Origin of the sequence: Ohtaekwangia kribbensis, from assembly GCF_042676245.1 — a bacterium.
Lineage (GTDB): Bacteria > Bacteroidota > Bacteroidia > Cytophagales > Cyclobacteriaceae > Ohtaekwangia > Ohtaekwangia kribbensis.
In genome coordinates, this window is the sequence record NZ_JBHTKA010000013.1 from 124,793 (window position 1) to 140,119 (window position 15,327).

A 15,327-nucleotide genomic window follows, 5' to 3' on the forward strand; every position below is an offset into this window, starting at 1 on the left:
GTTATAGGTTGCCGGTTAAATAATCAATAGTGATCACACTCTGGTTGTATTGCTGCAAAGCATTCAGGTATCCTTCGCGGATCGCCAGCGACTGCTTAACGTTAAGCAGTACTGTAGCCTGATCAACCTCGCCACTCCGAAAGGCCTGCTGACTCTGGGCAGCAAGCAACGCGGCAGACTTGAGGGCGTACTCCCGGTAGTATGTGAGGCTAGTGTTGTTTTTGCTCAACTCCTGCAAGGCTGCATCATATTGTTGATTTATACTTAACACCAGCGACTCGCGTTGTTTCCTTGCTATCGTGGTAGATAGAACAGCTGCTTTCACGCGGGCAATGTGTGGCGCCAGCCAAAGCGGAAAAGATAAACCTATACCAAATCCCTGAAAGCGTTTATGCGAATCGAAATATTGATCCTGTCCATTTACATTTTGCATACCAATGAGTGACTGATTAAAGTAAGCTACCCGCAAGTCAGGCATGATGCGCGATACTTCAACACTTCTATAGCTGTCAGCCACCTCGATCTGTTGTCGGGAAAGAACAACGGAAGGATTGGTATCAATAGTCAACGAGCCAATATAGCCGGGTGAAGTAAACGTCTCCAGGCTCCCGGCTATATCTGTAATGGATGGCGATTGACATAGTCGCTGCAGATGATTGAGCGCAATTTGTTTGTCGCTTTCACTGCGCGCGCGCAGATTCTTTACTTCCATCAGTTGTGTCTCCGTCATCGTTACGGTTAGCAACGTTGCTTCACCAGTTTTGTACTGGATCTCAGCAACGTGTAACAGCGCTGTCAATAAACTATCTTGTTCTGCAAGGCATTCGTGCAGCGCTTTCAAATGTAACAGCTGATTGAAAGTTTGTTTTACCAGGAACACCAGCTCATTTTTACTTACAATCTCTTGCTGCATCGCAGCTTTGGTCATGGCTTTATTCACTGTTTTCTGTCCCACAAAGACTGCAGGAAACGGAATGCTCTGAGATATAGTCAGATTGTTATCACCGCGTTGAATGCTATTGTATTGTCCATATAAAAGTGAGACATCGGTCTTGGGCAATTCAAAGGCCGTTCGCTCCAGTATTGTCAGACGTGATGTCTCCAACCTTGCGGCCTCCACAGCAGGGTGTTTATCTAATGCCTGCTGTATAGCATCGTTCAGCGTGAGCGCAGCATCCTGTGCATGAGCTGTCATGACGCCTGCCAGAATAAAAACTATAGGTATATATTTCATAACTTACGTCCTTTCGATTCCAGATAGAGTTTATTGAGCAAGGCACGTCCCGAGTAATCTTTGCCTGCCAGTGAGTGGAAGTTGGTGCGGAAGAATGGTTTGGCGCGCTTGATGAAAGTATATTCTCCCGGGTATGCCTTCCTGAGTTCATGCAATGTGAGCATCCGTACAGGATTTGAAATACTTGTACTGAAAAAGTAATTAATGAATGGTCCGCCTTTACGATGATGTACCTTCCGGGAATATAACACTAGCCCTGCAGTATCCAGAATCCTGTAATATCCGTAGTTGTGAAAGATTCCCTTTTTTCCAAAGGCGCGATAGTAATAAATGCCTGAACGGTATCCGTATAATTTACCATACTCAAATACATGCTTGCCGGTTGACGATTCAATAACAAGTTTACTTTTTGAAGTCAGCCTCACGTATTTCACTTCCTGGTATATAGCTGCATTACGGCCACCAAGAAATTCATTTTTATTTCTAAAAACCTGCACGCTGTCGGCCTGCGCACAAACCGGCTCGTGCAGCGCAAGTATACATAGTATAGGCAGCACAATAACAACGGGCTTTACTCTACGGATAGAGAAATTCTCTGCAACCGTATACAGCACGGGTAACACAATAAGTGTAAGCAACGTTGCTGTCACCAGGCCACCTATCACTACGGTGGCCAGTGGCTTTTGTACCTCCGCACCGCTTCCTTTCGATAATGCCATTGGCAGAAAGCCCAGAGAGGCAACCAGGGCAGTCATGATCACGGGACGCAGACGTGTAGCTGTTCCCGTCAAGATAATATCTGTTAGATTTTTCATACCATTTTGTTTCAGTTGATTGAACTCGGCAATAAGAACAATGCCGTTAAGTACCGCCACTCCGAAGAGTGCAATGAAGCCTATACCTGCCGATATACTGAAGGGCATACCGCGAAGCCACAATGCAAACACGCCTCCTATAGCGGAGAATGGAATAGCGGTATAGATGAGAAGCCCTTGCCTCACTGAACCAAATGCGAAGAAGAGGAGTATAAAGATGAGTGCGAGTGAAACGGGAACAGCAATAGCCAGGCGTGACTTAGCTTCCTGAAGATTTTTAAATGTACCGCCATAGGTAACATAATATCCGGGTGCAAGTTTTACATCTTGATTTACCTTCTGTTGCAATTCCTGCACAATGCTCTGAACATCGCGCCCGCGGGTATTAAACCCTACTACAATTCTTCGCTTCGCATCATCGCGCTGAATCTGATTCGGTCCGACTTCCAGCACAACATCAGCAACCTGCGAGAGCGGAACATGTATACCATTTGCTGATCTTATATACAGGTTCCGGATATCTTCCATGGACTTTCGGTTAGCATCATCCAATCGTACCACAACATCAAATCGTTTTTCATTTTCAAATAACAGACCGGTGCTTCGTCCGGCCATGGATGTATTGATCACATCATTCACTTGCTTTACACTGAGGTTAAAGCGTGCAAGCTGATCGCGTCTGATCCGGATAACGATCTGCGGAAGTCCGGTAATATTCTCGATGAAAAGGCTCTCCGTTCCATCTACGGTGCTGACGAGCTTTCCAATGTGCGCAGCATATGCTGTTAACTGATTCAGATCCTCACCATATACTTTTACCACTACATCCTGGCGCGCACCCGTCATGAGTTCGTTGAAGCGCATTTGAATAGGATGCTGAAAACCAAACCACACACCCGGTACATTTTCGTTCAATGCCAATTGCATTTTGCGAATCATCTCGTCCTTCGACCCGGCACTAACCCATTCCGATTTATCTTTCATTACCACCATCATATCGGCTGCTTCTATCGGCATCGGGTCGGTTGGTATTTCTGCTGAGCCTATTTTGGCAATCACTTTTTCAACCTCCGGAAAATTCCGGAGCAGAACTTCTTCTCCTTTTAATGTGGCCTGCACGGTGGTCGTCAGATTTGTTCCGGTAAGCATGCGCGTGTCAACAGCAAAGTCACCTTCATCCAACTCCGGCAAAAATTCTCCTCCGAGACTAAAGAATATAATTACACTGCCGATCAATAAAGCTATAGCCGTAACCAAAACAGCTATGCGTTTATGCAACGCCCACTTCAGCACAGGTTCATAAACATTCTGAATTTTCAGGATGATCTTATCCGAGATATTCTTCTTGTGAACCGGAGATTTACTTAAGAACAAAGAAGAAATTACCGGCACATACGTAAGCGATAAAATGAAGGCCCCTACTATAGCAAAGATTACAGTCTGCGCCATGGGCTTAAACATCTTGCCTTCTATACCTACCAGGGAAAGTATAGGAAGATAAACGATCAGAATAATGAACTGCCCGAATGCTGCAGCGTTCATCATTTTCTTTGCTGACATTTCAACCTGATCATCCATCTGAGCTTGCGTGAGTCGCATTACTATACCAGAACCGGCGATATAGTGGAGCGTGGCTTCAACAATGATGACAGCACCATCTACGATCAATCCGAAATCAATTGCTCCCAGACTCATCAGGTTTCCGGATACGCCAAAGAGATTCATCAGGATAATAGCAAAGAGCATAGCCAGTGGAATTACGGAGGCAACCACCAACCCCGCCCTCAGATTTCCCAGCAACAATACCAATACGAAAATGACAATCAATGCACCTTCGGCAAGGTTGCGCGTCACTGTGTCAATGGCGTTATTCACGAGTTTTGTTCGATCGAGAAAAGGCTCGATGGTAACACCTTCCGGTAACGTCTTCTCAATAGAAGCAATGCGCTCTTTTACATTGGCAATTACCTGCGAAGAATTAGCGCCTTTCAGCATCATCACCACCGCTCCGACAGTTTCCTCTTTTCCATTCTCGGTCATCGCTCCGAAGCGAATGGCATTTCCTAATTTTATCACGGCTACATCGCGCATCAGGAGCGGCATGCCCGATTCGGAAGTTCGCACTACGATATTGCCGAGGTCCTCAAGCGATTGTATCAACCCTTCACTGCGAATGAAATACGCATTTGTATTCTTTTCAATATAGGCGCCACCTGTATTCTGATTGTTATTCTCCAATGCTGTGAATACATCTTCTATAGACAAGCCAAGACTCTGCAGTTTGTCTGGCGAAAGCGCGATCTCGTATTGCTTAACATATCCACCAAAACTACTCACGTCAGCAACGCCATCGGTTCCGAGCAGTTGTCTGCGAATGATCCAGTCCTGAATAGTTCGCAGCTCCATTACCGGGTAACGCTTTTCATAACCGGGTTTTACTTTCACTATATACTGGTATATCTCGCCTAGTCCTGTAGTCATCGGTGCGAGTTCGGGTATACCCAGGCCGGCAGGAATTTGTTTTTCCGCTTCGGTAAGACGCTCGCTAACTTGCTGACGTGCCCAGTATATATCTGTAGCATCTGAGAAAACGATCGTTACCACCGACAATCCAAAACGTGAGAACGAACGTATCTCTTCAATCCCGGGAATAGTGGACATTGTCTGTTCAACCGGAAATGTAACCAGTCGCTCAATGTCCAATGCCGATTGTGATGGTGCAATCGTTAAAACCTGCACCTGGTTATTCGTGATGTCGGGCACAGCATCAATAGGAAGCCGTGTTGCCTCAAAGCTTCCCCAGGCAACGAGCGCTACAACAAACAAGCCTATAATCAGCTTATGTCGGATAGAAAATTGAATAACAGAATTGAGCATGAAGCATATCATTTAAATAGTTTATGACAAGGAGTTCTCTTCCTAACATTATTATGCCGGAGAGATGCAAACAGAACTCAGTAAATGATTAAGCTTTTGGCGGTTGCCAGATATTGAATTGCGCGAAGATACAATTCAAGGAAGAGTTATATAGTATATGTTTTACGCTAACGTATAGATACAAACCTGGTAGTGTATTGATGCTTTCAGAAGGTATAGCAACTGATAACGGCACCCTATCATGCGTTTCGTTAAATGGCAATTGACGATGACGCTCAGCATCGGTATCATTACTATCATCATCAAAATAGTGTAATGCGATAAATGTTACAAAGTCTACTTCCGGGTTTCGCTGCCTGTGTTCGTCATAGTGCCCGAATAAAAAAGGTACACGCATCAATTCCTGCAGATCGATGTTAACCGACAGGTAAAGAAACAACAGAACTATAGCGTTTATCCTCCTCATGTTGATATACACAAATCAACAAAAGAATTCTGCATAAATTCTGAATTCGGTCGACTCGTGAATAATAAAAGACTGATTTTAATCAGGCATACTATCCTATTCAACTAACTATATATTCTTCATTTCTCCCTCTATTCGGCCAACGTCTATAACGCCTTGTGGACTCGGATCTTATATAGGGGTACAACTTAACCAACATCACCTCCTGTCGCTTTCGATATTACGGATTATATATACCGATAATTTTTAACCTGATGATTGCATAACGCTAATGTATCTCTAACACCGGGCGCAAGTCGCGGGAGAACATTTTTTTCGAATGTCATCACATGTAGACGGAGATACGTTAACCGGAAGCTCCTAATTGGTAAAGGGCTCTATTAATATACCGTACAAGTTATAAAGTGCATGCAAAAATACAACCGACAAAAAAGGATAGCTCTTGTTCTCTTTTGCATAGAAATAGAACCAGTTCAGCAGCTGACCATCAATAAGAGTAAAAATCATATAAAGCCAATATTTCCAATGAAAGCACGCAAGACTTTTGCAGTCACACACAGTTACAGGTTGAAACACCTCTTTAACCTATATCTGAAATGATTGTCCATGGTTGTTTAAGCCCAACGTATGTTCTTTTATTCACGTGTCATTAAGGGGATTGCCACCAACTAAAGGTCACGGATTTTATCGAGCATGATAATGTGAAGTCCTGTGGAGAGAATTTTTGGTGCTTTTGCCATTTTCTCAGCAAGCAACGATGTCGGTAAAGGTCTGAGCTTTCGGAATAAACCCAGACCGTTCAGAAAGTTTAGAAGCGGAGCGCTTACCCGCTCGCCTGTTCTGTCGGTATCCTTGCGCAGTAGCATGGCTGGCTTGAATATAATGTATTGATGAAATGCGAGGGCCTCGATACGATCCTCCAATTTACCTTTCACCATAGAGTAAAACAGCGGACTGGAAGCCTTCGCTCCATAGGCAGATAATAACACGACACGGAAGACACCGTTTCGTTTTGCGATCTCGGCAAACTTCAAGGGTATCTCAAAATCAATATGCCACTGTTTGTCTTTGGAACCGGCTGTCTTCAGCGTTGTGCCCAGGCATGAAAACCAAACATCTCCGTGAATGAATTGGCATACTGCATCGAGGTTGTCGAAATCAGTTAGTACCTCGGTGAGTTTGGGGTGGCTTTGTTGTGTGGCGCTACGAACAAATATCACAACGGACGTATAGTCCGCATCCTGTAGTAAGATATCAACCAGGTCTTTTCCAGTTGCACCGGTGGCACCGATAACTAACGCTTTCATGTTGTATGAGGTTAACGCTTTGATGTTTTCTAAAACCAATCTGTTATTCGGTGTCACCGATGCTAGTGTTTGTGTTTATAGTCAGTGCTTGATAAGCCAGTTTTCCACTGCCCTTGAAAAATCAGCAACATCAATGGGGTGTCGGCTGGTGACGAGGTTTCCATCCACCACTACCGGTTGTTCCAGCACAGTACCGCCTGCATTTCTCAGATCAACCTGGATATTCCAATAGCCGGTAAGTTTCTTTCCTTTCAGTATGTCAGCAGACGCCAGTACAACAGGCGCGTGACAGATCGCAGCGATTAACTTTCCCGACTTGTTAAAATCCTGAATGAAACGGATTACGTCTTTGTCGAATCGTAAATTGTCGGGGTTCCAGGCGCCACCGGGGATGAAAATTGCATCGTAATCGCTAACCTTGATCTGGTCTGCAGTGCGGTCAAACTTAATCCAACCTACAGGTTGCAAATACTGAATGGCCATAATGTGTGTCTTTGCCATCTCAGGCATGCTAAGGCCGTATCGCTCCGGAGCAGGATTGAATTTAGGCGCAACGATCTCCACGTTGGCTCCCAATTCCCGGAAATACCAAACAGGCCCCGATAGTTCGATCTCTTCGAAACCATCGGCAGCAAGTACAGCTATTTTTTTGCCTTTTAATGCTGTCTTATTCGCAACCGGAGTAAAAAAGAATGCTCTCAATGCCTCATTTCCGGGAGCATTAAGCAACTGCGATACAGGCATGTTGACCACCGCGGACGGAGAAGTCAACTGGTTCAGCACTTCCAGTTCATGTGATTTGACTTGGCCTGCGGCTACTTTAACCTGGGCCTCTGTGTTTATGATGGCATGCATAAAGATGATCCCTGTTATAATGAAGTGATATATAGTTTTCATGTATTTGATTTTTTTTAGCTGATGTTGAGACATATCTTATTCCCGGATGACGGGTGCAAATTCGATTAGCTTGTGCAGGCCGTCCTGAAAGGGCTGCTTTTTTATACTGGTGTTTAGATAGTCAATCACAGGTTGTATAGGTGGAAATTTCAGGTGGTATTGAAAGGCATCTTCATTCCTGAATTTTTCATAGGTAACAAACTGCGAACTGTCTGCTTCCAACTGTGAAAGCTGATAGGTAATGACCCCGGGCTCACTGCGGAATTGTGGCATGGCAGTGTGATAGACCGTCTTAAAATTGTGTTCAGTCCCTCCTTTTGCATCCACAAACAACATGATGGTAATGGGGGCATCTGTTTTTCTGACGACACCACGCCATTGCTGTTTGGAAATCGGTTCCAGATCTTTTACATCGATCTTCTGTGCAGGTTTTGACAATGCGTTTTTTGCCAGCGAGTCAATGGCTTTGAAGAATGGGCTCTTACGAGCTCTTTCCAGCTCAATCTTGCTGTTCCATCTTTCGATGATCCACAACACCGAGTGATCTCCCTGCTCATAATACGCTTCCGATAAAACATTGCTTTGCTGGTTTAGTGAATGGTGAACAAAATCACTTACAGCCTTGCTGAATGCCGTCTGATGATCCGGTTTAACATCATACCGCGTAAGCCTCGCCACGAAGTTGTTGTTGCCAGGTTGATCGCGGATGGATTTTCCGCCACCAGCTTCGTACGAACCTTGCCCTTTGGCGTTCACCTGACAGAGTAGGGCTAGCATGGTTAAAATGATCACCACACGGTTCCTTAAGAATGATATGAGACTATCCATATTGATTGAAGGTTGATAATTGTAACAGCGGCCTTATCGCCCGATCTTGAGCAACAGATCCGACACTTCGTGTGGTTTGGCCAGAAATGGAGAATGACTGGTTGGAAGCTGATAAACAGTTTTGATACCAGCTGCTGCAATCATCCGGTCTTGAAGCCCCGGTGAGATCACGATATCATTAAGCGTCTTGATATAAACTTTACTGACGGAACCGAAATGATCTTCGGTAAGGCTGACTTTATTGGAGAACGGAATAGCTGGTTCTGCACGATAGTTTTCAAGCACCCGTTTTTTATCGGCTGGTGAACCATCGCTTACAAACAGATCCGTTAGCTTCTCGTGCAAAACATCAAGCGTCAACTTATCGGCCGAGGGAACCAATGCAGGACCCAGCTGTGAATCAGGATCTGAATACGCCAGGTCAGTAAGTGCCTGGCCGGAAGCCGGAAGGAACGCACCGATGTAAACCAGTTTACTGATTCTTGCAGGAATCTTTTCCGCCACATTGGTCACAACCATTCCACCCATGCTGTGTCCTACCAATATCACTTTGCCTTTTACTTTCGAAACAGCATCTATAACCTTTTCGCTGTAAACCTCGAGGGTCAGGTTCAACGGTGGGGTGTTGTCATTGCCGTGACCTGGCAATTGCACGATGATCACTTCGTTACCCTTATTAACCAGGTCGGTGCGCACAGCGTCCCAGACATAGGGTGCCTGCCACGCACCGTGGACTAACACATACGTGTTTTTAGCAACAGCGTCTTCATCGCCAGTATAGGTTGCAAACGCTGATAATGTAAATGCTGCTGACAGCAGCGCTAAGATTGTCTTTTCCATTTTTTTAATTTTTGGTTGTTCATGAATGCTTTGGCAAAACCATGTTTATCAGACAAGGTGCCTATCGGACATTGTCAGGTGCCGGCATATCGAATCCGTTTAAGATCATAGCAAGAAGCGTATAGCCACCGATCAGGAAGAAAAGCTCTGCCACACCATCACGGCCCAAGAGATGTACTGCCCATTGATAGGTTGCCTCCGGAACGATGTGCCCCTTTGCCAGGGCATTGGCGATATCGTGAGCAACGGTTTCCTGTTCGTTCAATCCATGAGGCTGTCCGCCTGAAGCGAGTGTTGCTATCGCACCGAGAGGAAGCCCGAATGTCATAGCCATAATCTCATGTGCGTAGAGCTCGAAGCGGGCACCGAACGCTGCCCCTATCGTGAGAATGGCTACTTCACGTACCCGTTTTTCAAGTGTAGCGTGCGTGTCCAGCGTACGGATGAAGCTTAAAGCGGGCACACCGAACTGCGGGTAGCGAAGCATGGGAGGAAATGGTCCGAGCAATGCACCCTGCTCATCGATCATCGTTACCTGGCTTTGACTCCGGCCAATAAGGTTCGCGATCTCGTCATGCACATAGCGGGCTTCGACACCCAACGTATCGGGTGGCAATGGTTTGATGCGCATCTGTTTATTTTTTTGGTTGGGCAATTTCCGGAGAGAACCGGCCATCAATCAGGATAAAAGCCATGCGGCATATCTTACCTGACCGGTTAGCCCAGGCATGGTTTGTACCGTTTTGAATGATAACATCGCCAGCCTGGATGGTGGTCTCACCACGATCAAGAACCATCGTTATCTCGCCTTCCAGCACAATGCCGTAATCCACGGTTTGGGTGCGGTGCATCAATGGATGCGGGGAGCCAGCTTGTGAAGTTGAGGCGCTTTCGTTACCCATGGATTTGAATTTGGCCTGTGCCTCTGCCCCGGTAAGTTTTCGTATCTCATCTCCTTCCGGAGGGAATTCGATGATCCGTATTCGGGTACCGTTTCCCGGAGGTGGCAGCACCAGGCTTTCTTCATTAGGAGCACCCGGCTGTGCCGTGATCAAAGCTGGTGTTTCTGCTGTGTGCCATACTTCGAAGAAAGTAGGGCCACCGGGGCCTCCTATAAGCTGTGTTGTCATTGGTGGCAGGTCGGGAATAATGACAGCTTTCCCCTCGGCATCATGGCCTGTCACGATGCGCCTGAATACTTGTGATTGTGCATTCATAGGATGGTTATTAACTGTTTACCGGTTTTCTGAAAACGAAAGCTCCCAGGTAGTGAAAGAGTACGCCAATACCCCATGCGGGCGTTGACCATAGCGGCCACATGTAAGTTCTGTCGGTTAGATACCAAACAAGCCACAGGGCTGGTGTCGCCAGCAGAAAAACAAGAAGATGAATTCGGAAGCCCTTCTTCAGATTCTCTTTTGTAGATGCAGGCCAATTAGATTGATGTGTCATAAGATTAGATTTTAGGGTTGATCTATTATTTGCTTTTGCCTCTGCAAAGATTGCCAACGGCCGGCCCGGAAGGGGGTGAAATTCATCTGGAAAGCGGGGCACAAACGTCCTGATTAATAGCCGCGATTGGGGTTCGTTTCTAATTTACCTAACTTGAGTTGCATCCTCAGCCGATGAATTTTACTGTTATGATCAGGCTTAAATACTCCCTTGTATTATTGATCACAGCGCTCCAGTCTGGGTTGCTGTGTGCACAGTCGGGCCTTGTCAATTTTAAGCACCTTTCTTACCGCGAAGGCTTGGTACAGAGCCCGGTTTCGACATTCCTGCAGGATGATCAGGGCTTTATTTGGTTCGGTAACCTGAAAGGCCTTACACGTTATGATGGCTATGAGTTTAAAACATTTGTACACAGCGTTACCGATACCACCAGCATCAGCAACGACCGCGTTAACGCGGTCTTTATGGACAGCGAAAAAACCATCTGGGTGGCCACCGCGCACGGGCTGAATCGTTTCGACCGCGATCTTGAAATATTTGAACACATTGACATTATCCGGGCAAAAGGCGGAAGAAACTACATCTCTGCGATCATTGAAGATAGTGGGAAAAATCTATGGATCGGGACGTTTGCAGGCCTCAAGAAATTGAACAGAACCACCAGGAAACTGGAAGACGCCTCCATAATGGAAAGCCTTTCAATAGCTAACGAGGCCGTGTATTCCTTGCACATCGATAACGAAGAAAAGTTGTGGGTTGGATCGAAAAGCGGGCTGAACAGGTTTGACCCCGTTTCAAGAAAAATGCTCACCATGCCAAATGCACTTCAGGAGAGCAAACTACGCCAGTCAACAAAAGTTGTTGTGATCCGACAAACAACCGATGGCGACCTGTGGTTTGGTACGGAGACTTCTGGTGTCTTTCGGTTCAGCGCTGCCAAAAATGAAATACAGCCCTACGCTTTCCAAGAGGATTGCGCCAATTGCCTGTCGTCCAACTGGATCAAAGATATCATGGTGTATGATAACAACACATTGTGGTTTGCCACCCAGAGTGGAATCAGCCAGTTGAACACCATAAGCAATACATTTACGCACTACCTGCACGAACCAACCAATGCCAATACAATCAGCGATAATGCTGTGCGATGCCTGATGAAGGATCGCGCATCTTGTGTATGGGTAGGCACCTTCTCGGGAAGCATTGATTTCTTTTATCCTGGAAACTCAAACTTCAGCAACATCGGTGAAGCGGTCGGTCCAAAGGGACTGTTACATCCACTGGTTAATGCTCTGGTAGAAGATGCGGATGGTTCCCTTTGGGTAGGTACCTATGGCGGGGGCATTACACATGTCAATCGAAAATCAGACTCCTTCACACACTATTCAGTCAAGTCGCCACGCAACGGCAGAATCATCAATGGTGTTAAATCACTGGCCAGCGATGGCGAGAACCTATGGATCGGTACGCTGGAGGGATTAAGTGTCCTGCAAAAATCGTCCGGGGAGGTAACACATTTCGATATCCCGATCCGGCAGGGACGACTCGGTGAGAAGATCATCAATACCATATTACCGGATGACGGGGGCGCATGGATTGGAACAAACGGGGGCGGATTGAAATTCTTTCATCACGGGGAAACGCTTCTCTCCTACCTAAATGATGGAAGCACTGGATCAATCGCAGACAATTTCATCACTGCCCTGCTGAAAGATTCATCGGAAAATATCTGGGTGGGAACGCAGAATGGCTTGTCGTACTACGATACCCAAAAGAAAGCATTCACACAACTCTATCGAAGAAGCCGAGACATTCAAAGCCGTATAAGTCATAATCACATCACGGTCTTCTTTGTTGACTCGAAACACCGGATGTGGATTGGCACCGAAAGCGGGCTAAATTACTTCGACTTAAAATCAAAGGAGTTCTATCCCATCACAGACCTTCTAGGCCTTCCCGATAACTTCATTCACGCCATCGCGGAAGATAAGGATCATAACCTGTGGTTTAGTACAGACATGGGCATAGTAAAATTGTCGTTTCGGAAATTCAGTACGCCCTTCAATGCTGATGATTTCCACATTACTGTATACAAATCATCCGATGGATTATCGGGCAATCAATTTTCCAATACGTGCGGTCTGTCGCTTCAAACACATGAGCTGGTGTTTGGAGGAACGAACGGGCTGTCTATTTTTTCCCCCGACAGGTTACTGACAAACACCAGTCCGGCAACAATTGTGTTGACAGAAATATTGATCAACAATAAACACATACCCATCGGAGGCGAATCTCCAATAGCAAAGTCACCTACACGAGTTGATAAAATAACACTGAACTACGACCAGGGCCTTGTCAGTTTTAAATTTGCAGCGCTTAATTACATCAATTCAGAAAAGAGCCAATATGCCATCAAGCTTGTCGGGCTTCGGGGCGAAGAAGCGTGGCAGCCGCTCGGTAATCAACGGCTCGTCAACTTTACCAACCTTCAGCCGGGAAGCTATACACTTCAGATCAAGGCATCGAATGATGGCAAGTACTGGAGTAACGACATAAGAGAAATAGCATTAATCGTGTTACCGCCCTGGTGGAGAACATGGTGGGCTTATGCTCTTTACTTTTTGTTAGCGATAGGATTTGTAATGGCTGTGCTGGGCCTTTTGGATTATCGCAGGCGAATGCGTGCTGACTTGCAAATGGAACATCATCTGAATGAGCGAAGACAGGAGCTGTATCAAATGAAAATGAATTTCTTTACGAATGTTTCGCATGAGATAAGAACCCCGCTCACACTTATTCTTGGACCGGTTCAGAAACTGATCGATAATTTTTCCGGTGAAAGTTTAGCGGGCAAGCAACTTCTCCTGATCAGGAATAACGCTTCACGCCTCCTGAAACTTGTTACCGAACTCATGGACTTTCGCAAAGCTGAAGAAGGCCACATGTCACTCTATATTTCACAACACGACATCGTCCCTTTTTGCAGAAAGATATTCGAACACTTCCAGGGACTCGCAGACGATAAAAGCATTACGTATGAATTTTCAAGCAATGAAGAATCGATAGCGCTTTACTTCGATTCGAATCACCTTGAGAAAGTTCTTTTCAATCTTCTTTCCAATGCATTCAAATTCACCCCCGATCATCGTAAGATTGTTTTTAGTGTAGAGTCACGACAGGATTGGGTCGATATTCATGTTTCTGATAACGGTAAAGGAATTCCCGAAACACATCAGGACCAACTATTTAGAAATTTCTACCAGGTTGATGACTCGGGTCGCCAGAACATGGGAAGCGGAGTCGGGCTTGCGCTCTCAAAGACTATAGTGGAACTCCACAAGGGTACGTTGCACTTTAAGAGCAACATCTGGACCAGCGAAAAAGCCGGCAGCACCACATTTACCGTGTCACTTAAAAAAGGTTCCGCCCATTTTGATAATACCCAGATTGTCTCCGAATCATTTTGTGTAGACGATTACCAGGAAAGCGAATCGTTTCTTGACCCTGTGCCCAATGATACATTGCAACCTATACATGCTGCACAAGCGAAACCGACCATTTTGATAGCAGAAGACAATGACGAAGTTCGGTCATTTATAGCCGATACACTAAGACCAAACTATGACATCATCGAGTTCGCCAACGGATCGCATGCACTCCGTTCCATGGAGAGCAGCATACCCGATCTCATCATCAGCGACATCATGATGCCCGGTGCTGATGGACTGGCGCTATGCGCATTAGTGAAGTCCACAGAGAATACAAATCATATACCCGTTATCCTGCTAACGGCTCGTACATCCATTGGGAATCAGGTACAAGGCCTGGCTACGGGCGCTGATGCCTATATCTCGAAGCCATTCAATCCTAAAATACTGGAACTTACTGTAAAAAATCTCCTCATGGCGCAGGAGATTATGCGCGAGAAGTTTTCACAGCAACTGATTCTTCAACCATCCCGGATTTCGTTAACGTCAAATTCACCAGAGGAAAAATTTATCAGTAAACTGATGGCCATCATTGAATCAAAAATGGATGATCCGGAATTTGACGTTGACGCGTTGGTCATTGAAATTGGTATGAGCCGGTCGGTCCTGTATAAAAAAGTACAAGCCCTGACAAACTATTCCGTTGCAGATCTTATTAAAGAAATGCGATTGAAAAAGGCTGCCGAACTTTTGAAGCAGCGGTCCATGTCCGTAGCCGATGTCGCGTTTTCCGTTGGATTTAATGACCGTAAATATTTCAGCAAAGAATTCAGAAAGCAGTTCGAAATGTCGCCATCGGAATTTATAGACGCGCATCAATCAAAGAGTTGATTGATATAGTCAACGCTGCATCATTAGTATATATATCTTAACCCGAAGACGAAAATATACCGGACTTCTAAGAAATCGAATGACAACAACCTGATGTTTACTTGCTACTGTCATTCAGAATTGATTTCATATAGTTGCAAGAATCTAGTGTTTACCCTTCGTCATTATTTCAACGGTTGAAAGTTTTGAGAATGGTTGGGTAAAGAAATCCAGCAACACACTTGTTAAACATATCAGTTTTTTGATAAGCACCAAAGTGTGACGATGAAGTTCTGAATATGAAAATGAAATT

11 protein-coding genes are annotated in these 15,327 nt (G+C 45.5%); 1 reads left to right on the forward strand and 10 read right to left on the reverse strand.

Going from position 1 to position 15,327, the window contains the following annotated elements:
- Position 1: 1 nt before the first annotated feature.
- The 10 genes from ACFQ21_RS25700 to ACFQ21_RS25745 all read right to left on the reverse strand — a co-directional run bounded on the left by ACFQ21_RS25700 (position 2) and on the right by ACFQ21_RS25745 (position 10,716).
- Complete coding sequence (locus ACFQ21_RS25700; RefSeq protein ID WP_377584345.1) at positions 2–1,234, reverse strand: TolC family protein; 1,233 nt, start codon at positions 1,232–1,234, stop codon at positions 2–4.
- Positions 1,231–4,926 (reverse strand): efflux RND transporter permease subunit, encoded by a 3,696-nt coding sequence (locus ACFQ21_RS25705; RefSeq protein WP_377584348.1) that lies wholly within the window; start codon positions 4,924–4,926, stop codon positions 1,231–1,233. Before ACFQ21_RS25705 ends, ACFQ21_RS25700 begins: the two co-directional genes overlap by 4 nt.
- Positions 4,927–5,014: 88 nt before the next feature.
- Positions 5,015–5,392: a hypothetical protein gene (locus tag ACFQ21_RS25710; protein WP_377584350.1), complete on the reverse strand. Its 378-nt coding sequence runs from the start codon at positions 5,390–5,392 to the stop codon at positions 5,015–5,017.
- Positions 5,393–6,060: 668 nt separating this feature from the next.
- A complete protein-coding gene (locus ACFQ21_RS25715; protein WP_377584353.1) occupies positions 6,061–6,699 on the reverse strand; it encodes an NAD(P)H-binding protein in 639 nt (212 codons plus the stop codon).
- Between the two features lie 81 nt (positions 6,700–6,780).
- Positions 6,781–7,596 (reverse strand): DJ-1/PfpI family protein, encoded by an 816-nt coding sequence (locus ACFQ21_RS25720; protein WP_377584357.1) that lies wholly within the window; start codon positions 7,594–7,596, stop codon positions 6,781–6,783.
- Positions 7,597–7,632: 36 nt separating this feature from the next.
- The gene (locus tag ACFQ21_RS25725; protein WP_377584359.1) at positions 7,633–8,424 is read right to left on the reverse strand and encodes an antibiotic biosynthesis monooxygenase; all 792 of its coding nucleotides are present in this window, start codon (positions 8,422–8,424) and stop codon (positions 7,633–7,635) included.
- 33 nt (positions 8,425–8,457) lie between these two features.
- Positions 8,458–9,264: an alpha/beta fold hydrolase gene (locus ACFQ21_RS25730; protein WP_377584362.1), complete on the reverse strand. Its 807-nt coding sequence runs from the start codon at positions 9,262–9,264 to the stop codon at positions 8,458–8,460.
- Between the two features lie 61 nt (positions 9,265–9,325).
- The gene (locus tag ACFQ21_RS25735) at positions 9,326–9,895 is read right to left on the reverse strand and encodes a carboxymuconolactone decarboxylase family protein (RefSeq protein WP_377584365.1); all 570 of its coding nucleotides are present in this window, start codon (positions 9,893–9,895) and stop codon (positions 9,326–9,328) included.
- A gap of 4 nt (positions 9,896–9,899) precedes the next feature.
- Positions 9,900–10,481: a cupin domain-containing protein gene (locus ACFQ21_RS25740; protein WP_377584367.1), complete on the reverse strand. Its 582-nt coding sequence runs from the start codon at positions 10,479–10,481 to the stop codon at positions 9,900–9,902.
- A 10-nt stretch (positions 10,482–10,491) separates the two neighbouring features.
- Positions 10,492–10,716, reverse strand: a complete 225-nt coding sequence (locus tag ACFQ21_RS25745; RefSeq protein ID WP_377584370.1) for a 2TM domain-containing protein — start codon at positions 10,714–10,716, stop codon at positions 10,492–10,494.
- A gap of 188 nt (positions 10,717–10,904) precedes the next feature.
- Between ACFQ21_RS25745 and ACFQ21_RS25750 the strand changes: the two genes are divergently transcribed.
- On the forward strand, positions 10,905–15,035 hold the full coding sequence (locus tag ACFQ21_RS25750; protein ID WP_377584373.1) for a hybrid sensor histidine kinase/response regulator transcription factor: 4,131 nt from the start codon (positions 10,905–10,907) through the stop codon (positions 15,033–15,035).
- Positions 15,036–15,327 lie beyond the last annotated feature (292 nt).